Source organism: Candidatus Polarisedimenticolaceae bacterium (assembly GCA_036275915.1).
Lineage (GTDB): Bacteria > Acidobacteriota > Polarisedimenticolia > Polarisedimenticolales > DASRJG01 > DASRJG01.
Window position 1 is genome coordinate 54,903 of record DASUCV010000014.1, and the last position, 19,240, is coordinate 74,142.

17 protein-coding genes are annotated in these 19,240 nt (G+C 71.6%); 8 read left to right on the forward strand and 9 right to left on the reverse strand.

The window, feature by feature from the left end; genetic code table 11:
• Positions 1–6: 6 nt before the first annotated feature.
• A complete protein-coding gene (locus VFV19_11900; GenBank protein ID HEX4825004.1) occupies positions 7–792 on the reverse strand; it encodes a hypothetical protein in 786 nt (261 codons plus the stop codon).
• A 43-nt stretch (positions 793–835) separates the two neighbouring features.
• Between VFV19_11900 and VFV19_11905 the strand changes: the two genes are divergently transcribed.
• Together VFV19_11905 and VFV19_11910 are read left to right on the forward strand one after the other, a co-directional pair.
• Entirely contained in the window at positions 836–2,953 is a 2,118-nt protein-coding gene (locus VFV19_11905) for an acetate--CoA ligase family protein (protein ID HEX4825005.1), read from the forward strand.
• Between the two features lie 84 nt (positions 2,954–3,037).
• Entirely contained in the window at positions 3,038–3,814 is a 777-nt protein-coding gene (locus VFV19_11910) for an HAD hydrolase-like protein (GenBank protein ID HEX4825006.1), read from the forward strand.
• Between the two features lie 3 nt (positions 3,815–3,817).
• Here VFV19_11910 and VFV19_11915 read toward each other — a convergent pair whose 3' ends face one another.
• The gene (locus VFV19_11915) at positions 3,818–4,309 is read right to left on the reverse strand and encodes a hypothetical protein (GenBank protein HEX4825007.1); all 492 of its coding nucleotides are present in this window, start codon (positions 4,307–4,309) and stop codon (positions 3,818–3,820) included.
• 121 nt (positions 4,310–4,430) lie between these two features.
• The gene (locus tag VFV19_11920) at positions 4,431–6,092 is read right to left on the reverse strand and encodes an alpha/beta fold hydrolase (GenBank protein ID HEX4825008.1); all 1,662 of its coding nucleotides are present in this window, start codon (positions 6,090–6,092) and stop codon (positions 4,431–4,433) included.
• Between the two features lie 53 nt (positions 6,093–6,145).
• Here VFV19_11920 and VFV19_11925 point away from each other — a divergent pair, with 53 nt between their 5' ends.
• Genes VFV19_11925 through VFV19_11935 form a run of 3 tightly spaced genes read left to right on the forward strand, consistent with a single transcriptional unit; the run spans position 6,146 to position 8,285 of the window.
• The gene (locus VFV19_11925) at positions 6,146–7,228 is read left to right on the forward strand and encodes a hypothetical protein (GenBank protein ID HEX4825009.1); all 1,083 of its coding nucleotides are present in this window, start codon (positions 6,146–6,148) and stop codon (positions 7,226–7,228) included.
• Positions 7,225–8,049, forward strand: a complete 825-nt coding sequence (gene dapF / locus VFV19_11930) for a diaminopimelate epimerase (GenBank protein ID HEX4825010.1) — start codon at positions 7,225–7,227, stop codon at positions 8,047–8,049. The genes VFV19_11925 and dapF overlap by 4 nt, the downstream gene beginning before the upstream one ends.
• A complete protein-coding gene (locus VFV19_11935) occupies positions 8,046–8,285 on the forward strand; it encodes a PGPGW domain-containing protein (GenBank protein ID HEX4825011.1) in 240 nt (79 codons plus the stop codon). Before dapF ends, VFV19_11935 begins: the two co-directional genes overlap by 4 nt.
• Before the next feature lie 6 nt (positions 8,286–8,291).
• Here the strand turns inward: VFV19_11935 and VFV19_11940 are convergent, their stop codons facing one another.
• Genes VFV19_11940 through VFV19_11955 form a run of 4 tightly spaced genes read right to left on the reverse strand, consistent with a single transcriptional unit; the run spans position 8,292 to position 13,444 of the window.
• A complete protein-coding gene (locus VFV19_11940; GenBank protein HEX4825012.1) occupies positions 8,292–9,242 on the reverse strand; it encodes an MBL fold metallo-hydrolase in 951 nt (316 codons plus the stop codon).
• 35 nt (positions 9,243–9,277) lie between these two features.
• Complete coding sequence (locus VFV19_11945) at positions 9,278–11,398, reverse strand: transglycosylase SLT domain-containing protein (GenBank protein HEX4825013.1); 2,121 nt, start codon at positions 11,396–11,398, stop codon at positions 9,278–9,280.
• A gap of 8 nt (positions 11,399–11,406) precedes the next feature.
• Positions 11,407–12,312, reverse strand: a complete 906-nt coding sequence (locus VFV19_11950) for a hypothetical protein (protein ID HEX4825014.1) — start codon at positions 12,310–12,312, stop codon at positions 11,407–11,409.
• Positions 12,313–12,334: 22 nt separating this feature from the next.
• Positions 12,335–13,444 carry a tetratricopeptide repeat protein gene (locus VFV19_11955; GenBank protein ID HEX4825015.1) on the reverse strand — a complete coding sequence of 370 codons (1,110 nt, stop codon included), beginning with the start codon at positions 13,442–13,444 and terminating at the stop codon, positions 12,335–12,337.
• A gap of 84 nt (positions 13,445–13,528) precedes the next feature.
• On the opposite strand from VFV19_11955, the gene lpxC reads away from it, so the two are divergent.
• From lpxC to VFV19_11970, 3 genes are read left to right on the forward strand one after another with little or no spacing between them, the layout of a single operon-like run.
• Positions 13,529–14,407, forward strand: coding sequence for a UDP-3-O-acyl-N-acetylglucosamine deacetylase (gene lpxC / locus VFV19_11960; protein HEX4825016.1), 879 nt, complete (start codon positions 13,529–13,531; stop codon positions 14,405–14,407).
• Entirely contained in the window at positions 14,407–16,647 is a 2,241-nt protein-coding gene (locus VFV19_11965) for an ATP-binding protein (protein HEX4825017.1), read from the forward strand. The genes lpxC and VFV19_11965 overlap by 1 nt, the downstream gene beginning before the upstream one ends.
• A complete protein-coding gene (locus VFV19_11970; protein HEX4825018.1) occupies positions 16,637–17,893 on the forward strand; it encodes a sigma-54 dependent transcriptional regulator in 1,257 nt (418 codons plus the stop codon). The genes VFV19_11965 and VFV19_11970 overlap by 11 nt, the downstream gene beginning before the upstream one ends.
• A 3-nt stretch (positions 17,894–17,896) precedes the next feature.
• On the opposite strand, the gene VFV19_11975 is transcribed toward VFV19_11970, so the two are convergent.
• Positions 17,897–18,493, reverse strand: coding sequence for a zf-HC2 domain-containing protein (locus VFV19_11975; GenBank protein HEX4825019.1), 597 nt, complete (start codon positions 18,491–18,493; stop codon positions 17,897–17,899).
• Positions 18,490–19,125, reverse strand: coding sequence for a sigma-70 family RNA polymerase sigma factor (locus tag VFV19_11980; protein ID HEX4825020.1), 636 nt, complete (start codon positions 19,123–19,125; stop codon positions 18,490–18,492). Before VFV19_11980 ends, VFV19_11975 begins: the two co-directional genes overlap by 4 nt.
• Positions 19,126–19,240: the final 115 nt, after the last annotated feature.

Genomic DNA, 19,240 nt, shown 5'->3' on the forward strand with positions numbered 1-19,240 from the left:
GCGCGCTCAGAACCGGAGCGACAGGCAGCTGAGGCCGCCGTCCATCTTCTGGAACTCCGACATGTCGAGGGCGACGACCTCGAGGCCGGCCGCCTCGACCGCGCGCCTCGTCTTCAGGAATCCGCCGGCGAGCAGCACACGGCCGCCGATGGCGACGGCGTTCGCGGCATACGTCTCGTCATCGGGCACCGTGACCCTCTCGTACCCCTCGAACGCCGGATCCCGGGCGAGCGCGTCGACGGCGAGCAGGCGCCGACCGCCGAGCCACGCCATGCCGCTCTTGAGGTGGAGGAGCCCGTCCGCTCGCCGCACGTCCGCGATCCGCACCGCGAACCCCTGGCGCGCCAGGATCTCGCCGAGCTGGCGCGCGCCCTCCTCGTCCGTGCGCGACGAGAGGCCGATGAAGAACGTCTCGCCCGCCGCGCAGACATCGCCGCCGTCGACCGAGCCGGGTGCCTCGATCGCTCCGGCGATCGGGACGCACGACGCGATGGTGCTCCGGAGCGAGGCGACCTCGCCGGCGCGGCTCTTCGCCCCCGGCCGCATGAGGACGGCGCCTCCCGGCGTCATGACGGCGACGTCCTCGACGAACGTCGCGTCGGGGAATGCCGCGTCGGGCGCCGCGGTCACGACCGCCACACCATGGTGCGCGAGCGCCCCGGCGTAGCGTCCGTGCTGCTCGAGCGCGCGGGCGAAGTCGGGCGCGCCGAGCCCCGCCGTCGTCAGGCCGTCGGCGAAGTTCGGCGTGGGAGGACGGACGATGGCATTTTTGAAGACCGGTTCGCTCTTCATCAGGAGCGAAGGATAGCGCCGCTCTTGGTATCGTACGCCGCTCATGGCGAAAACCGACCGTCCCTCGCTCGATCCGATCTTCCGCCCGCGCTCGGTCGCGGTGATCGGCGCCTCGCGCCGCCCGCACACGATCGGCCGCGAGATCCTCGCCAACCTCGCGGGGTTCGAGTTCACGGGGCCGGTCTATCCGGTCAATCCAGGCGCGACGTCGATCCACTCGATCCCGTGCTATCCGTCGATCGGCGCCATCCCCGGTCCCGTCGATCTCGCGATCGTCACCGTTCCGAAGGAAAAGGTCCTCGAGGTCGTCCACGCTTGCGGCCGGAAGAAGGTCGGCGGCCTCGTCGTCATCACGGCGGGCTTCAAGGAGATCGGCGGCGACGGGCGCTCGCTCGAGGCGGCGCTCAAGGCGGCGGTGCGGAAGTACCGGATGCGGATGGTCGGCCCGAACTGCATGGGCGTCGTCAACACCGAGGAGAACGTCCGCTTGAACGCCACGTTCGCGGCGACCGTCCCGGTGCGCGGGAACGTCGGCTTCGTCTCGCAGTCGGGCGCGCTCGGCGAGGCGATCCTCGCCGACGCCGCCGACAACGGTCTCGGCGTCGCGATGTTCGTCTCGATGGGGAACAAGACCGACGTCTCCGGCAACGACCTCCTCGAGTACTGGGAGGACAATCCGGACGTCCAGGCGATCCTCATGTACCTCGAGTCGTTCGGCAACCCGCGGCGGTTCACGACGATCGCGCGCCGCATCACGCGCAAGAAGCCGATCGTCGCCGTGAAGGCGGGCCGGACGGCGCGCGGGGCGCAGGCGGCTTCGTCGCACACCGGCTCGATCGTCGCGCTCGACACCGCCACCGACACGCTCCTCGAGCAGTGCGGAGTGCTCCGCGTCTCGTCGATGGAGGAGATGATCTCGCTCGCGCAGGCACTCGCCAATCAGCCGGTCCCGAAGGGCGGCCGCATCGCGATCGTGACGAACGCGGGCGGCCCGGGGATCCTCTGCACCGACGCCCTCATCGGGGCGGGCCTCACGCTCGCCGAGCTCGCGCCGAAGACCCGGAAGGCGCTCGCCAAGGCGCTGCCGCCGGAGGCGTCGACCGCGAACCCGGTCGACATGATCGCGTCGGCGGACGCCGCGCGTTATCGCGCGGCGCTCGACCTCGTGAAGAAGGATCCCGGCGTCGACGGGATCGTCGCGATCTTCGTCTCGCCGATCATGATCGACGCCTACGAGGTCGCGGGCGCGATCGCGATGGCCGCCGACGGCACGAAGCCGGTGCTCTCGGTCTTCATGGGCAAGCAGCGGAGCGCGGAAGGGGTCGCGTGGCTGCGCGACCGGCGCGTGCCGGTTTACCGGTTCCCCGAGGATGCCGCCGCGGCGATGGTCGGCCTCGCCCGCTACCGCGAGCTGCGCGACCGCCCGGCCGGTAAGACGGTGAGGTACAAGGCGGAGCCGCGTCGCGCGAAGAAGGCGATCGCCACCGCTCGCCGCGCGGGCCGCACGATGCTCGCCGCCGACGAGGTGCGCGAGGTTCTCACCGCGTACGGCCTGGCGCTGGCGCCATCGGCGCTCGCCTCCTCGGCCGGCGAGGCGATCGACGCCGCGCAGGAGTTCGGCTACCCGGTCGTTTTGAAGGCGTCGTCGGCCCGCATCTCGCACAAGTCGGACGTCGGCGGCGTCAAGGTCGATCTCAGGAACGCGGACGAGGTGGGCCAGGCGTACCGCGATCTCGTCGGCCGCCTCCGCAAGGCCGACCCGAAGATCCGTGTACAGGTCCAGCCGATGATCACGGGCGGCCGCGAGACGATCCTCGGCATGACGCGCGACCCTCAGTTCGGGCCGGTCCTCATGTTCGGTCTCGGCGGCATCTTCGTCGAGGTCATGAAGGACGTCGCGATCCGCATCCACCCGCTCACCGACGTGACCGCGCGCGGGATGATCGAGCGCATCAAGGGCTTCCCGCTCCTCGCCGGCGCGCGCGGCGACGTTCCGGTCGACCTCGCCTTCCTCGAGGAGTCGCTCCTCCGCCTCTCCCAGCTCGTCGGCGACCTCGAAGACGACCTCGCCGAGCTCGACCTCAACCCGCTCATCGTGACGAGCGACCGCAAGCGCTCGTTCATCGTCGACGCGAGGATCGCGCTGACCGCGAAAAGCTAGGGTTGAGCCGGCGCCGTTCTAGGCCGAAGCGGGGTTTTCCGCTTAAACTCGTGCGGTCCTCATGCGGGGACCGGTGGGCTCGGGATGGCATGGATCCGGGAGGCGATCGGCGCGCTCGTCGACATCGACGGCACGCTCGTCGACGTGGGGCGCGGAGCGGTGCCCGGCGCGGCGGCGTTCCTCGACCGGCTCCACGCCAGGGCCCTCCCGTACAAGATCTGCAGCAATACGTCGCGGCGGTCGCGCGCCGACGTCGTGCGCGCGCTCGCGGACGACGGCCTGCGGGTGCGCGCCGGTGACATCGTGCTCCCCGCGCTCCTCGCGAGGCGCACGATCCTCGACTCGGGCGCGCACCGCGCGCAGCTCCTCGTTCCCGAAGCGTGCGTCGCGGATTTCGCGGGGATCGAAGCGGTCGAGGAGGGAGGGGATTGGGTCGTCGTCGGCGACCTCGGGCGAGGGTTCACCGCCGACCGTCTCGACCCGGCGTTCCGCGCGCTTCGCGACGGAGCGCGCCTCCTCGCGCTGCACCGGAACCTCTCGTGGTACGCGGGGCCCGAGCGGGGATGGGTGCTCGACGCGGGGGCCTACGTGGCGGCGCTCGAGCAGGCGAGCGGTGCCGCGGCAATCGTCGTCGGGAAGCCGGCCCGCGCGTTCTTCGACCTGGCGCTCGCCGATCTCGGCCTGCCGGCCGCGGACGTCGTCATGATCGGGGACAGCATCGAGAACGATTGCGTCGGGGCGGCGGCGGCCGGCTGCCGGACCTGCGTCGTACGCGGCACCGCGTTTCGCGCAGAGACCCTCGCCGCTTCTCCGGTCCGCCCCGACGTCGTCGTCGATTCGGTCGACGACCTCACACCCTGAGGATCAGAAACCGATTCCCACGCTGACGTGCGGCAGGTTGAGGCCGATCCCGAAGTGGGGGCCGCCGTAAGGGGCCGGACCGTAGTACGGAGCCGGCGGATAGGCCGGCGCCGGCGCGTAATACGGCGCGTAGTAGCCGCCGTAGTAGGCCGGCGGCGCGACGACGACCGGGCCGTAGTACGGCGCGTAGTAGCCACCGTAGTAGCCGCCGTGCACGTGATAGCCGCCGCCGTAGTAGCCGTGGGAGTGGCCGTAGCCGCCGCCGTAATAGGCGCCGCCCGTGTGATAGCCGCCACCGCCGTGGTAGCCGCCACCGCCACCACCGTGCCAGCCACCGCCACCGCCACCACCGCCGTGATAGCCGCCACCACCGTGATAGCCGCCGCGCCCCTGGGCTGCCGAAGCCGAGGACGCCGACATGCCGAGCACGAGCGCCGGGATCGCCAAGGCCGCGGCGAAGCGGAGCAGACGAGAGTGAATGGATCGAGCGTACATCTCAGTCCTCCACGTTGATTTCCGCGGAAACCGATTGCGAGGTCCGGGCCAAGACCGGGAATCCGGAAGAACGCCCCTTTTCACGGAGCGGTCCGCTGCCGAGGACGCGGCGCTGTCCTCCTCAGTGGGCGAGGACCCAATCCGCGATCGCCTGGATGACGGCGGGGTCGACGTTTCCCGGGATCCCATACTCGGCGCCGGTCGACTCCTTCTGGACCTTCATGAAGAGGTGGTTGAGGCCGGGGAAGCTCCGGTAGGTCACGCGGCCGCCGTCGGTGCCCACCTTCTGCTGAAGGGCGCCGAAGTCGAGGTCCTTCCGGACCTGGATGTCCGCATCGCCCTGGAGGACGAGGACCGGGACCTTCACACTCTGGACCATCGCGGGTACGTCGAGCGCCATGACCTCGCGCCAGTACGCCGGAGGCGCCCCCATGAACGCGGGCGTGTCGGTCTTCGAGGCGTCGCGGATCGCGGTGAAGCGTTCGCGGAGGTCGGCGACGGTGGCGTCGATCTCCTCGTCGGTGCGGCCGGTCAGCTTCGCGCCGTAGCGGGTCTGGTCGATGACGAGCTCGTCGATGGGGCGCACCGCGGGCGCGAGCATGACGACGCCGCGGACCGCGGGGTCGATCGCGGCGACGTGCGGCGCGACCGAAGCTCCCTCGGAGTGGCCGAGGACGAAGACGCGCTTGGGATCGACCCCGGGCGTCGCGCGGAGCTGCGCGAGAGCGACCTGCGCGTCGTCGTAGTACTCCTCCTTGAGCTGGATCGTCCCCAGCTTCGCCGGATCGCGCACGGCGAAGGTGCGCTTGTCGAAGCGCAAGCTCGCGATCCCGCGCGACGCGAGGCCGCGCGCGATGTCCTGGAACGGCTTGTTCGGCCCGATCGTCTCGTCGCCGTCGTGCGCGCCGGAGCCCGAGAGGAAGACGATGCCGGCGACCGGCTTCTCCGACTTCGGAACGGTGAGGACGGCGGGAAGCGCGCCGGCGGCGCTCTTGACCGTCGTCTCCGTCTCGCCGGCGGGACGCGCCGTCGCCGCGGCCGCGGCGGCCGCCGGCTCGTACCCCTTCCGGCGGAGGACGAAGTTCTGGATCGCGACCGTCGCCTGGAGGAGCGCGCCGTCCGAGGCGCGTGCGATGAGCTCCTCGCGCACGTTCGCGATCGTGAGCGCGTAGCTGCGCGTCGCCACCGTCTTTCCCGCGAGCTTGCCGGAGCCGTCGGGACCGCGGTGGACGGTGGCCGGAAACGCCTGGAGGGCCTGCGGCACGACCGCGGTGATCGCCTTCTCCTGATCGGCGCCGAGCCCTTCGAGGCTGCGCGTCAGCACGTCGAGATGGGAGCCGAAGTTGTTGTCGAGAAGGTACGTGGGGCCCTTGGCGTCGATCGTCTCGCTCTTCGCCGGCTCGGCGGCGCCGAGGGGGGTCACCGAGAGCGTGAACTTGTCGCCCGCCGGTGCAGCCTTGAAGACGAGCTGCTGGCCCTGCGCGTCGAGGCTCAGCTCGTAACTTTTGAGGCGGCCATCCTTCGCGAGCAGCGCCGATTGCGTGAGCTTGCCCTCGCCGCCGCCGGGAGGGGTGACCGTGAGCGTGCTCGTCAGCGTCTGCTGCTCCCCGCCGGCGACGCGCCGGGCCTCCTCGGTGCCGATGGCCGTTCCCTTCATGAGGAGCTCGAAGACTTCGGGGGCCGGTGCGGCCGGCTTCGCCGGTGCCGGTGTCGCCGCCGCGCTCGCAAACGGGACGGCGATCGAGCAGACGGCGAGCGCGAAGACGAACGAGCGAAGTGTCATCGGAGCCTCCCGGCGCCAGTGTACCAAGCGCCCCGCCACGCTAAACTGCCGCCATGCGGCGGATCGCTTCCTCATGGGCCTCCTTCGCGGCCGCCGCGTCTGTGGTGGTCGCCGGCGCGTGCGGCAAGACCGGGCCGCTCCGGCCTCCGACGCCGCGCGGCCCACGCGCCCCGGGAGCGGTGGAGGCACGGCAGTTCGGGAGCGGCGTCGAGGTGGCGTTCACCGTCCCTCAGCCGATGGGCAAGGACCCGGCGCAGCAGGTGGCGCGCACGGAGATCCTCCGCGTCGACTATCCGAAGGGTGTGACGGCGGCGAACGACCCCGACGCGTTCCGCTTCCGCGGCACCGTCGTCGCGGAGGTGGGCGCCGACGTCGCCAAGCCCGGCGCGCGCATCGTCGTCCCCGACCCGACGGTGAGCGCCCTCGCCGATCACGGCATCGGGTGGACCCTCCGCTACGGTGTCCGCGTCCGCGACCACCGCGACCGGCCGTCGCCCCTCGTCGTCGCGCAGGACCTGCCGGTCGTGGGCCCGGTCGAGCCGCCGACCGGGCTGAAGGGCGAAGCGACGGCCGACGGCGTTCGCTTGAGCTGGCAAGCGCCGCAACCTGGAGCCGCCGATGCCACGTTCAACGTCTATCGCGGGCCGTCCGACGGACTCCTCTCCGAGCGGCCCGTGAACCTGAAGCCGCTCACGACGCTGACCTACCTCGACCCGACGGTGACGAGCGGCAAGGTCTACAAGTACATCGTGCGGACGGTGGCCGCGACGGCGCCGCCGTACCGCGAGAGCGTCTCCTCCCAGCCGGCGGTCGTCGACGCCTCGGACAAGTTCGCTCCCAAGGCCCCGACCGGTCTCGTCGCGGTGCAGGAGGGAAAGGCGATGCGCCTCCTGTGGAACCCGGGCTCGGAGCCCGACCTCGACGGGTACTACGTCTACCGGAGCGTCGGCGACGGCGGATGGACGAAGCTGAGCGATCTCGTGCACCAGCCCTCGTACCTCGATGCGGCGGTCGAGCCCGGGATGAAGGTGCGCTACCGCGTCACCGCGGTCGATCGCGCCACTCCGCCGAACGAGAGCGAGCCCTCCGCCGTGTCCGAGCAGACGGTTGCCGCCGAGCCCGCGGGGGCACCGTGAGCCATGGGGTCCCGTTCGCGAAAATGTCCGGAGCCGGGAACGACTTCGTCGTGCTCGACGCGTCCACGTGGGGCTCGATCACGGACCGGGTGTCCTGGGTGCGGCGGGTCTGCCGCCGCGGGCTGTCCGTGGGATCGGACGGCGTCCTCGTCGTCGGGCCCGAGGACGGCGGTGTCCGGGTCGTCTTCTTCAATCCCGACGGAGGCGAGGCGTTCTGCGGCAACGGATCACGCTGCGCGGCTCGCTTCGCGGCGGCGCGTGGGATGGCGCCCCGGTCGATGACCCTCGCGACGTACGCCGGTGCCGTCGCGGCTGAAGTGGACGGCGATCGCGTGCGCCTGGTGTTGCCGCCTCCCGTCGATCAAGGCGAGATCGTGTTGCGCGATGCCGAAGGGTCGGCGCACCGCGCGCGGCTCATCGTGGCCGGCGTGCCGCACGTCGTCCTCCGGGTCGAGGGCCTCGACAGGTGGCCGCTCGCGCGGATCGCGCCGGCGCTCAGGCGCGACCCGTCGCTCGGGCCGGCGGGAGCCAACATCGATGCCGTCGAAACGGAGAGCGGCGGGGCGGTCCGTGTCCGCACGTGGGAGCGCGGCGTGGAAGGCGAGACGCTGGCGTGCGGCTCGGGAGCGGTCGCGAGCGCGCTTCTCGCGCGGATCCAGGGGGCGGGGGAACGGGTCACCGTCGTTCCGCGGAGCGGGATCCCCCTCGTCGTCGAGCTTCCGGGCGATCCGCGGCGGCCGTCGTCGGCGATCCTCATCGGTGACGCGCGCTTCGTCTTCGAGGGCGCGTTGTCGGAGGAAGGGCTCGGGCCTCCCCCGTGAAACCGGCCTCGCGGCTCAGGAAGGTCCTCGACTGGACCCTCGGCCTCGGGCTCATCGCTCTCGGCATCGTCGGTCTCGTGCTCCCCGGCCTGCAGGGGATCCTCCTGATCCTCGCGGGGCTCGCGGTCCTGAGCAGTCACAGCCCCAGGGCGAGGCGTCTTCTCGACATGCTCAAGGCGAAGGTCAAGGCGGCGAAGGACCGCGTGACCAGAAACAAGGGGACAGGCACTAGTTAGGTTGTTTCAGTCCGGCAGCCCGCGGCGCTTGCGGTCGGCGAGCGTCTCGTCGAACGCCTGCGTCACGATCGTGCGCGCGAACGACGGCTTGGCGGCCGGGTCGAACCGTTGCGCGAGGCCGGGGTCCGCAAGGACGCGATCGACGATGTCCTTCTGCGGCACGAGATCGGTGAACGCTTCCTGCACGCGGCCGCGCGTCCACGCGAGCGTGTCGCGCATCGTGCGTGCTGCGGCGACGTCCTGCGCCGGCCCCCTCGTCGGGACGAGGAACTTGAGATCGTCGCGTACGAGATCGTTCAAGGCACCGATCCATCCGCGGATGTCGGAGTCCTTGCCGTAGGGGTTGCGATCGCCGACCAGCAAGCCGCCGATCGCCATGATCCCCGTCCCCGGGAACTCGACCCAGAGGTCGCCACGAGAGTGCGCGTGCGGCAGCGGATAGAGCAAAACCTTCCGTACCGGGTCGTCGAGCGTGAACGGCCCCGCCGCGTAGAGGACCGGAAGGACGCGCTTCGGCTCCTCCCAGCCGCTCGGATCGGCGGCGCGCGCGCGGAACTCGGCGCCAACGTCGAAATCCTTGTCCTCGAGGCTCGCCCGCGCGCTCGCCGAGGCGACGACGAGCGTCTCCGGCGGGAACGCCGACGCGCCGCCGCACGCCTCCTGGTGCGGATGCGTGAGGACGAGGTAGCGGACCGGCTTCTTGAGGTCGGTCGCGATCGCGGCGAGGAGCGCCTTCGCCGCCGCGGGCGTCGGCTGCGCATCGATGACGAGGAGGCCGTCCGCGCGCTCGACGACGATCGAGTTGGTGCCCTCGAGCCCGGGGGCGGTGTTCCGGTAGACCCGCATGCCGGGGGCGAGGGTCTCGACGTCGAAGTCACCCCGCCGGGCGCCCTCCGGCGCCGCCAGGGACGAGACGCAAGCGATCCCCAGCATCACGGTGGCCGCGGCGACACGCATAGAAGCGCGAATCTACCATCGGGTCACGGACCGGGCTACTCGACCCCGAGCCCTTTCGGCCACGCGATCGCGTAAAGACGGGCGCCGGCGAGGACGCGCTTGACGTAGATCCTCGTCTCGGGAATCGGGATGCGCTCGACGAAGCGCTCGTCGTCGGCGCGGGCGGTCGACCACCGCTCGACGCGCGCCGGGCCGCCGTTGTAGGCCGCGAGCCCCGGCGGGACCGACCCGAAGCGCCGGATGTAGTCCTGGAGATGGGCGCAGCCGAGCCTGAGATTGGTCTCGGGGTCGAAGAGGTCGTCCGGCTTGAAGGGGGCGATCTTGAGACGCGCCGCGAGCTCGGCCCCCACCGCGGGCATGACCTGAAGGAGGCCCCGCGCGCCCGCGGACGAGACGGCGAGCGGATTGAACGCGCTCTCCTGGAGGGCGACCGCGGCGAGGAGCGCCGGTGGAAGCCCGCACTCCTTCGCGGCCTTGGTGATCGCCTCGGCCGACGGCGCGGGGGCGAGGAGGCGCCAGAGCGAGACCGGAACGCGCTCGACGCGTGCGCGGTCACGGTCGCCGATCGCGCGCTGCGCGAACGCCACCGCGTCCGCGAGCGAGCCCGCCTGGCGCGCCGCGGTGGCCGCTTCGGAGGCGACCGTCATGCGCGCCGCGTCGTCGGCGCCGTCGAGCGCCGCACGATACGAGGACGACGCGGCATCCCAGAGTCCGACCGAGGCGAGCTGGCGACCGGCGGCGAGCCATCGACCGGGATTCGTCAGGGGGGCCAGATCGCCGGCGGCCGCCGGTACGGGCGTGCCGAGGCGTTTCGCCGCGAGGATCCCGTAGTAGTGGTTGCCGTAATCGGCCGCGAGGTGCTGCCATGCGTCGCGTGCGGCGGCGGAGCGGCCGCTCGCGTCCGCGATCCGCGCGCGCCAGTAGAGCGCGGTGATCTTGACGCCGTCGGGGGCGTCGGGCCTAGCGAGCGCGCGGGCGAAGCCGGCGTCGGCGTCCACCGTCTTGCCGAGCTCGTACGCGGCCCACCCTTCCCGGAGGAGGGCGAGCGGGTCGGCGTCGTCCCCGGCCGCGAGCCGGTAGCGGCGGTAGGCGTCGAGGGTCGCGGGGCTCGGGACACCCTCGCCGGCCTTCGCGAGATCGAGGAGCGCGTGCTCGCGCCAGGGCGATGCCCCTTGGCGCCCCAAGGTCTGGAGCGCGCTCCGGTAGAGGTCGTACCGGCCGGCGTCGGCGGCGAGCCGCGCCTCGAGGTAGCGCGCGCCGTCCTTCGTTCCGGCGTCTCCGGTCTTGGCGCGCACGAGCGCCGCGCGCGCTTCCGCCGTCCGGCCGAGCTTGAAGAACGCCTCCCCCGCGGCCAGCGACTCGGACGGGGTCGGCGGTGACGGGAGCGCCAGCAGATCCAACGCCTGCTGTGTCCGGTTCTCCTCGACGAGCCGGCGTGCCGCCGTGACGAGCTTCGGGCGATCGGCGGGCTCGAAGCGTGCCGCCGCATCGGGAACCGTTTCCTGGAAGGCGGTCAAGACGAGCGCCGTGTCGTCGGCGGACATCGGCGCGAGCGCGGCCTCGGCGAGGCGGCGGCGGGCGCCCGCGGGATCGCCGTTCGCGGCCAAGAGGCGGGCCGCTTCGACCGTCCCCGACGCGCTCTTCGCGTCATCGAGAACGCGGAGCGCATCTTGCCACCGCCCCTTGGCCACCGCCGATGCGACCACGATCCGCCGCGCGTCGTCGCCCGATGGAAATCCGGGGATCGCCAAGGCGCGTCGCGCGAGATCGCCGGCGCGATCCGCATCGGAGCCGGCGAGGAGCGCCCGCGCGCGGAGCACGAGCGCGAGAGGGGCGAGCGGCTCCGACTCCGGCAGCTCGCGCGGGAGCACTCGGGCGATCTCACCGTCCTTCCCTCGCGCGGCGAGACGGGCCGCCGCGAGAACGCGCGCGCGCGGCTCCCACGCCGGGGCCTTGTAGCGACGAAGGAACGTTGCGATGTCCGCGGTGCCGGCCACGTCGTCGCCCTTCGCATACGCGCGAACCGCGGCCTCGAGAGGCGGCGGCATCGTCCGGGCGTCGTTCCAGCGCACGGTGCGCTTGGCGACCCAGAGCGTTCCGGCGCCGGCGGCGGCGAGGACGAGGATCCCTGTGACGATCAGCGGTCCTCGGCGCATCGGCGGCCTCAGGAGAAGAGCGTCGGGTCTCCGCCGCCGAGCACGTGGACGTAGGCGTCGTCGAGGAGCTTCGCCCCTTCGGCGCCCAGATCGGGGAAGCGCCGCGTGAACGACTCTCGTCCGCGCTTCAGATGCTCGGCGAGGCGGCTCGTCAGATCGCGCTGGCGGCGGCCGAGGACGACCGCCTCTTCGTTGTAGAGCCGGATGTCGGTGGCGACCAGGCGCGCGTAGCGGCGAGCCTCTTCGCGACGCGGGTCGTTCTCGGCCGGGCCTGACGCGGCGACACCGCCCCATGGCGCGAGGGCGGTCGCGGCAGCGGCCGGGACCGCCGCCGCCGCAACGGAGGCGACGACCGGCTCCTCGACGACCGCGACCGGCTCGGGAGGCCGTTCCGCCGGTGCCGTGGTCACGGCGGCATCCCGGGATTTCAGGCGGCGCCAGGCGAGATCGAGCTCGAGCCGGAGGCGCGCCGCCTGGCAGAGGACGGCGAGCGCCGCCGGCGACCAGGGTGTTTCGCCTGCATCCCGCTCGGCGACCAGGATGGCGACGGTCTTCCCCGAGACGCGGAGGGGCAGGCCGACGACTTCCGCGGCCGGCGGCTGGCCGAACGCGGGAGCCGTTTCCCCGTGGACCAGAGAGCGCCACCGGACGTCTTCTTCGGCGGCCAGCGCGGCGAGCCATCCGTCGTCCGAGGGGAGCGAGGTGTCACGCTGGCGGCGGGCCGCGTCGGCCGGATAGCCGATCGAGCTCCAGCCCTTGAAGCGCCCGTCACGGAGGAGGAAGACGGAGGTTTTCGGCGCGCCGGCGGTCGCCCCTTCGAGGAGGGCGCGGAAGATCTCGCCGGGGGAGAGGAAGCTGGCGAGCTCCGCCATTTTGCGGTCGAGAAGCTCGAGAGTGGCGTCTTCGCCTTTCATCGTCGGGGACCTCATGCGGATCTTAACCGCTCTCGCCGGTCGGTTGGCGGAGGGCATCGTCCAACAACGACGCGAACTCCGCAAACCCTTCGAGAAGGCTCTTGACCTCGGGGGCGAGGCGGATCGCACGCGCGAGGTGCTGGATGGCGGCGCGCGGGTCGTCGCCCCGCGCGAGCACCGAGGCGAGGTTCAAGCGGTAGGTGGCGCGGTCCGGGGAGATCGCGACCGCGTGCGCGTAGGCGTCCTTGGCCTCTTCCAGGAGGCCGGCTCCCTCGAGGACGTTGCCGAGGTTGTTCCATCCAGCGTCGTACGAAGGGTCGAGCGCGAGCGCGCGACGGAAGGCATGCGCGGCCTCGGGCTTGCGGTCGGCGAGGACGAGGGCATGACCGTAGTTGTTCCAGGCCTCGTGGTCGGAGACGTCGAGGGTGACCGCGCGGTCGAACGCGACGATCGCATCCGTCACCCGCCCGAGGTCGAGATGGGCGCTCCCGAGGTTGTACCAGACCTCGTGCGACCTCTCGTCGAGCGCTGCCGCCCGCCCGTAGGCCGCGACCGCGCCGCCCGCGTCGCCGCGCGCCGCGCAGGCGAATCCGAGGTTGAACCAAGCCTGGAAGGAAACCGGCTCGAGGTCGATCGCGCGGCGGAAGCAGCGCACCGCCTCGTCGTAGTCCTCACGCCCGGCGTGCGCCGTCGCGAGGTTGAACCAGCACTCGTAGCCTTCGGCCTCGAGGGCGATCGCCCGCTCGTAGGCCTCGATCGCCGCATCGTGCGCCCCGAGGTGCACGTACGCGTTCCCGAGGTTGTTCCAGGCTTCGAAGAGGTCGGGACGAAGCGCCAGCGCGCGCCGGTACGCCGTGACGGCGCCCTGAGCGTCGCCGAGGGCGTCCTCGGCGTTCCCGAGATCGAACCACGCCTCGACGAGCGCGGGGTCGTGCCGGAGCGCCGTCCGCCAGGCGGCGACGGCGCCTTCGAGGTCGCCTCGACCGAAGCGGCCGACCCCTTCCTCGAGGAAGAGAACGGCATCCGCCGCGGCCGGGCTCAGCAGCCCTTGGGACGCGGGTGCGTCACCGGCGAGCTTGATCGGCCGGCGGTTCGGGGGAACCCGATCTGTCGTGGGAATTCTGTGCCGCAAGGCTCGTGAACCTCGGGCTCAGGCCGTTCCCGTAAGACGCCGCTCTTGTACCATGCTGGCCGCGATACGGTCAACGGAGCGGCGATGACGAAGCGAAGAACGCTCGCCTCCGAGCGGGGCATCGACGGAGTCGGCCTCCACTCCGGCGCCCTCGTCCGGATGCGCCTGGTCCCGGCGGCAGCCGGCACGGGCATCGTGTTCGTTCGCACCGATCTCGGCGGCGCGCGCATCGAAGCGACCCTCGACAACGCGGGACCGAGCTTCTATGCGACCGTCCTCGCGAGGGACGGCGCGAGCGTGAGCACGATCGAGCACCTGATGGCCGCGCTCTACGCGCTCCAGGTCGACGACCTCGAGATCCATCTCGATGCCGCCGAGGTTCCGATCCTGGACGGCTCGTCCCGGCCGTTCGTCGCCGCCGTCCGCGAAGCCGGTCTCACGGAGCTCGACGCCGAGCGCGAGTACATCCACGTCGTCAAGCCGATCACCGTGGCACACGACGACAAGCGGATCTCGGTCCATCCGGCTGCCGAGTACCGCGTCACCTACGCGATCGACTTCGATCATCCCGCGCTCGGCTACCAGGAGCTCACGGCGTCCTTGTGGCGCGCCGACCAGTTCGACGACAAGCTCGCCCCGGCGCGGACGTTCACCTTCGAGCACGAGGTCGAGGCGCTTCGCAAGCGCGGGCTCGCCCTCGGCGGATCGCTCGAGAACGCCGTCGTCGTCGGGCCCCAGGGAATCCTGAACCCGCCGCTCCGCTTCGCCGACGAGTTCGTCCGGCACAAGATGCTCGACCTCACCGGCGATCTCTCGCTCCTCGGCCATCCGCTCCTCGGTCACGTCGTCGCCTACCGTGCGGGGCACGACCTCCACGCACGGCTCGCGCGCGCCATCGCCGCATCCACCGGCTCCTGGTACCTCGCGCCCGCGAGCGAGCTTCCGGCGGAGACCTCGCCGTAGTGAAAAAGAGTGTCCGCCGCACCGTCCAGTGGAGCGCGGCGGGTCTCCTCGCGCTCGCCATCCTCTTCGGCGTTTACCGCTCGAGCCTGCGGCTCGCGGACGCCGGGCCGGAGATGGCGAGCAGCCGCCAGTTCCTCTGGGTCCTGACGCTCGCGATCGTCGTCCTTTCGCTCGCGTTCGCCGGGATCCTCATCCGCAACCTCGTCCGTCTCATCGTCGATCGCAAGCGCGGGATCCTCGGCGCGCGCCTGAGGACCAAGCTCGTCTTCTTCTTTCTCGCGCTCGTTCTCGTGCCCGCATTCCTCCTCTCGTTCGGCGCGGGCGCGTTCATCAAGCAGACGGTCGAAGGGCTCCTCCGCACCCCCGTCGAAGGGGTTAGCCGCCAGGCGAAGGAGATCGTCAAGGAGGCCGGGCGGCGGGAGGAGACTCGCCTCGTCGACCACGCGCGCCTGCTCGCCTCGGATCTCGCGACGGTGCCGGAACACGGCGGCGACGCGCGCCGCGTCGCGGCGATCCACTGGCGCCAGCGCGAGGGGTACGACCTCGTCGCGCTCACGGCGAAGGGCGGACTCGACGCGTTCGACGCGGCCGACCGGATCGAGGCTCCCGAGGTGGCGGCCAATGTGCGGGCCGCGGTCCTGAGGCTCGGGACGGCGGCGGCGCGGACCGCCTCGGCGTCGTTCGATTCGGTGCCGCTTCGGGGCAACGTGCTCCTCATCGCCGCAGCGCCGCTCGGCGCGTCCCAGGGAGACCGCGCGGCGGTCGTCGGGACGATCGTCCGGCCCTCCCTAGAGAACCGCGCGAGCGAGATCGACGCCGCCGAGCGCGCGTACCTCCAGTTCCGCGAGGACCGGCGCGATCTCCTCCGTCTCTACTATTCGCTCATCGCCCTCGTCGGGCTGACGATCGTCTTCGTCGCCTCCTGGATCGGCTTCTACCTCTCGCGGCGGATCACCGTTCCGCTCGGCCAGATGGCGGCCGCCTCGCGCGAGATCTCGGAGGGCAACCTCGGCGTGCGGGTCTTGACGAACGTCGGCGACGAGGTGGGTCAGCTCGTCGAGGCGTTCAACGAGATGGCGGGCCAGCTCCAGGAGAGCCGCGAGGTCATCACGCGGAACACCGCCGAGCTCCGGCGCAGCAACGCGGCGCTCGACGAGAGGCGGCGCTACATCGAGACCCTCGTCGCGCAGCTCTCGACCGCGGTCGTCTCGCTCGACCGCCTCGGCGTCGTGAGCACGGCCAACCCCGCGGCGTCGTCGATGCTCGGTCTCTCGCTCGAAGCGGGCCACGATTTCGTCGGCGCTTGTCGCGACGCGGGGCTCGATCCTCTGGCCGCCCTTCTCGACGAGTTCTCGGCGCGCGGGGCGCCCGCCCTGAGGCGCGAGCTTCTCCTCGAGCGCCACGGCTCCTCGATCGCGGTGACCGTCCACGTCTCGCCCTTGAAGGGGAGCGCCGGGAACGACCTCGGGACCCTCGTCATGATCGAGGACCTGACCGACCTCTTGGAGGCGCAGCGGGCGGCGGCGTGGCGTGAGGTCGCGCGGCGGATCGCGCACGAGATCAAGAACCCGCTCACGCCGATCCAGCTCGCCGCGCAGCGCCTGCGCAAGAAGTGGGACGACGGTGCGAACGATCTCGGCGAGGTCGTTCACGACGCGACGGCGACGATCGAGCGCGAGGTCACCGGCCTCAAGTCGCTCGTCGACGAGTTCTCGCTGTACGCGCGGATGCCGGCGCCGAATCCGGAGCCGGTCGACTTCGCGGCGATCGTGCGGTCGGTCGTCGATCTCTACCGGGTGCATCCCGGCATCGCGTGGGCGGTCCACCTGGACGACGCCCTCGGGACCGTCCGCGTCGATCGCGATCAGATCCGGCGGGCGCTCATCAATCTCATCGACAATGCGGTCGCCGCGATGAACGGGAACGGCCCGATCGAGGTGGCGGCGGGACCGGGACCGCGCGAGGGATCGGTGCGGGTCGAGATCGCCGATCGCGGCCCCGGAGTGCCGTCGGTGCTCCGGGAGAAGCTCTTCATCCCGTACTTCTCGACGAAGCCGCGCGGAACGGGGCTCGGCCTCGCGATCGTGCAGCGGATCGTCGTCGAGCACGGCGGCACGATCCGGGTCGAGGACAATCCGGGGGGCGGCGCTCGGTTCGTCGTGGAGCTGCCCGGCGTGAGCCGCCTCGAGCGCGAGGGGGCGGTGCGCGAGGCGACGAGGGGGACGGCGGATGGCGCGTGAGCGGATTCTCGTGGTGGACGACGAGCCTGGCGTCCGGTCGATGCTCGAGGCGATCCTCAAGGACGAAGGGTACGAGGTGACCGCCGTCGGCACCGGCGAGGACGGCACGCGTGCCGCCGAGGACGGCGCGTACGACGCCCTGCTCCTCGACGTGTGGCTGCCGGGGATCGACGGGATCGAGACCTTGGCGCGCCTGCGCGCCAAGGGAGTCGACGCCGAGGTCGTCATGATCTCCGGCCATGGCACGATCGACACCGCGGTCAAGGCGACGAAAGCGGGTGCGTTCGACTTCGTCGAGAAGCCGCTGTCGCTCGAGAAGACCCTCGTCGTCGTGAGGAACGCGCTCCGTCAAAGGCAGCTCGAGCGTCGCAACCGGCAGCTCCTGGCGCAGCTCGCGCGCGACACCGAGATCCTCGGCGACAGCGAAGCGGCGCGCCGCGTCAGGCGGGCGGCCGACGCGGCGGCCGCGTCCGAGGCACCGGTGCTCGTCTGCGGTGAGCCGGGAACGGGCCGGGAGACCGTCGCACGGCGTATCCACTCCGGAAGCGTCCGCAGCGACCAGGCGCTCGTTCACGTCCCGTGCGGGGCGCTCGACGCCGCGACGGGCGGCGCCGCGCTGTTCGGAGGCGGGAACTCCCCCGGGCGTCTCGCGATCGCCGAGCGGGGATCGCTCTTCCTCGAGGACGTCGACGCGCTGCCGGTGGAGCTTCAAGCCCGGGTCGCGTCGTGGATGTCGTCGCATCCGGACGTGCGCGTCCTCGCGTCGGCCGCAACGGACCCCGTCGACCTCGTCGAGCCTCTGCGCTCCCAGGTCGACGTGCTTCGGGTCGTCCTGGCACCGCTCCGCGAGCGGCGGGAGGACATCGGACCTCTCGCGCTCCGGTTCATGAAAGAGCTGGCTCGCGAGTACGGGCGGCCGGAGCGCCGGCTCGCCCCTGACGCCGCCGCGGCTCTCGTCGGCTACGCGTGGCCGGGGAACGTACGCGCGCTCCGCAACGTGATCGAGCGTCTTCTCCTCCTGGCACCGGGGGACGCCGTCCGTCTGGAGGACCTGCCGCCGGAGCTGACCGGGGCGGCGGCGCCGGCGGAGGACCTCTACGGACCGTTCGCGTCGTTGGCCGAGGGCCGGAGGGCGTTCGAACGCTACTTCGTCAGGAGAGCGCTGCGCGAGGCGAACGGCGACGCGTCGCTCGCCGCCGAGCGCGCGGGGATCGAGGAGGACGAGCTGCGGTCGAACCTCGCCTGAGGCTCAGGACGCCCGGGAGCCGGCGCGGGACGCGACGACGAGGGCCCCGGAGACGGCGAGGAACGCGGCGGCGCCGAGGAGTGCCGCCTCGAGCGAGAGAACACCGACCGTCCTCGCGCTGAACGTCTCGGGTGCCGACACCCACGCGAGCGACTGCGCGGTGACCCGGACCCACTGCGCCGCCGAGCCGAAGAGCGAGAGCCAGCCGTCGGTCTCCTCCGGCGTGAAGCGGGGGAGCGACGGCGTCGCGAGATCGAACCGCAGCGAAGGCAGGAGGCGCGCGGCAAGCGCCGCGGCACCGACGACGACGCTCGCGGAGCCAGCGATTTTGAGCCCGCGCCGGACGTTCCGCGCCAAGGGGCTCGGCCACGGGGCGCGATCGGGGAGCGCCGCCATCACGGCCTGGAAGACCCGCTCGTCCACCTCGACCGGATCGCCGAGGTCGTCGAGCGCGCCGGCGAGGCGGGATTCGCGCGCCATGACGATCCGGCACGCGGTGCACGCATGAAGATGACGCGCAAGGCGCAGCGCATCGGCGGGAGCGATCTCGCCCTCGAGGGAAGCGACGATCAGGCTCCGGTGTGAACGACAGCGGCTCACGACGTCACCTCCGCATCGAGGAGGTCCGAGAGCTGCGCCCTCAGGATCTCGCGGGCGCGGAAGATGCGGTTCTTGACGGTGCCGAGCGGAAGGCGCGTGATCCGCGCGATCTCGTCGTAGCGGCAATGCTGCCGGTGCCGGAGGAGGATGAGCTGGCGGTACGACACCGGCAGCTCGGTGATCGCGGCATCGAGACGCGCCTCGAGCTCGCGCAGGCGGAGCATGTCGTCGGGGGTCGGATCGCTGCCGGCCAGGGTAGGCGCCGCGGCGTCTTCCTCGGCCGACGGCCCGCTGAGCGAAAGGGTCCGCGGCTGCTTCCGCCGGAGCTGGTCGATCGAGCTGTTGCTCGCGATCCGGTAGAGCCACGTCGTGAAGCGGTAACGCGGATCGAACGAGTCGAGCGACACGTAGACCTTCATGAAGACTTCTTGCGCGAGGTCCATCGCGAGATCGCGCGAGCCGACGAGCCGGAAGATGTAGTTGACGAGGCCTCGCTGATGTCTGAGGACGAGCGCGCCGAACGCGTCACGGTCGCCCGCGAGCGCTTCGTCGACGAGCCGCTCGTCCGGAAGTCCCGCGAGATCCGCGGTCGTGCTCTTGAGCGCGCCTAATCCCGACTTGGATTTCGTCACCTTCGCCCCTCCGCACCCATTGGTACGCGGCAGCGCTCGAAAAAGTTTCCCGGCACCGTGCTAGGATCCGCGACCGATCTTACGGCCGCTCCTCGCGGCCGGGAAGGGGCTGGTC

Bases quoted from the DNA above. Each gene is read 5' to 3' on its own strand.
- VFV19_11900 (HEX4825004.1), bottom strand. From the start codon at position 792: ATGAAGAGCGAACCGGTCTTCAAAAATGCCATCGTCCGTCCTCCCACG.
- VFV19_11950 (HEX4825014.1), bottom strand. From the start codon at position 12,312: ATGAAAGGCGAAGACGCCACTCTCGAGCTTCTCGACCGCAAAATGGCG.
- VFV19_11945 (HEX4825013.1), bottom strand. From the start codon at position 11,398: ATGCGCCGAGGACCGCTGATCGTCACAGGGATCCTCGTCCTCGCCGCC.
- VFV19_11940 (HEX4825012.1), bottom strand. From the start codon at position 9,242: ATGCGTGTCGCCGCGGCCACCGTGATGCTGGGGATCGCTTGCGTCTCG.
- VFV19_11915 (HEX4825007.1), bottom strand. From the start codon at position 4,309: ATGTACGCTCGATCCATTCACTCTCGTCTGCTCCGCTTCGCCGCGGCC.
- VFV19_11920 (HEX4825008.1), bottom strand. From the start codon at position 6,092: ATGACACTTCGCTCGTTCGTCTTCGCGCTCGCCGTCTGCTCGATCGCC.
- VFV19_11910 (HEX4825006.1), top strand. From the start codon at position 3,038: ATGGCATGGATCCGGGAGGCGATCGGCGCGCTCGTCGACATCGACGGC.
- lpxC (HEX4825016.1), top strand. From the start codon at position 13,529: ATGACGAAGCGAAGAACGCTCGCCTCCGAGCGGGGCATCGACGGAGTC.
- VFV19_11925 (HEX4825009.1), top strand. From the start codon at position 6,146: ATGCGGCGGATCGCTTCCTCATGGGCCTCCTTCGCGGCCGCCGCGTCT.
- VFV19_11905 (HEX4825005.1), top strand. From the start codon at position 836: ATGGCGAAAACCGACCGTCCCTCGCTCGATCCGATCTTCCGCCCGCGC.
- VFV19_11970 (HEX4825018.1), top strand. From the start codon at position 16,637: ATGGCGCGTGAGCGGATTCTCGTGGTGGACGACGAGCCTGGCGTCCGG.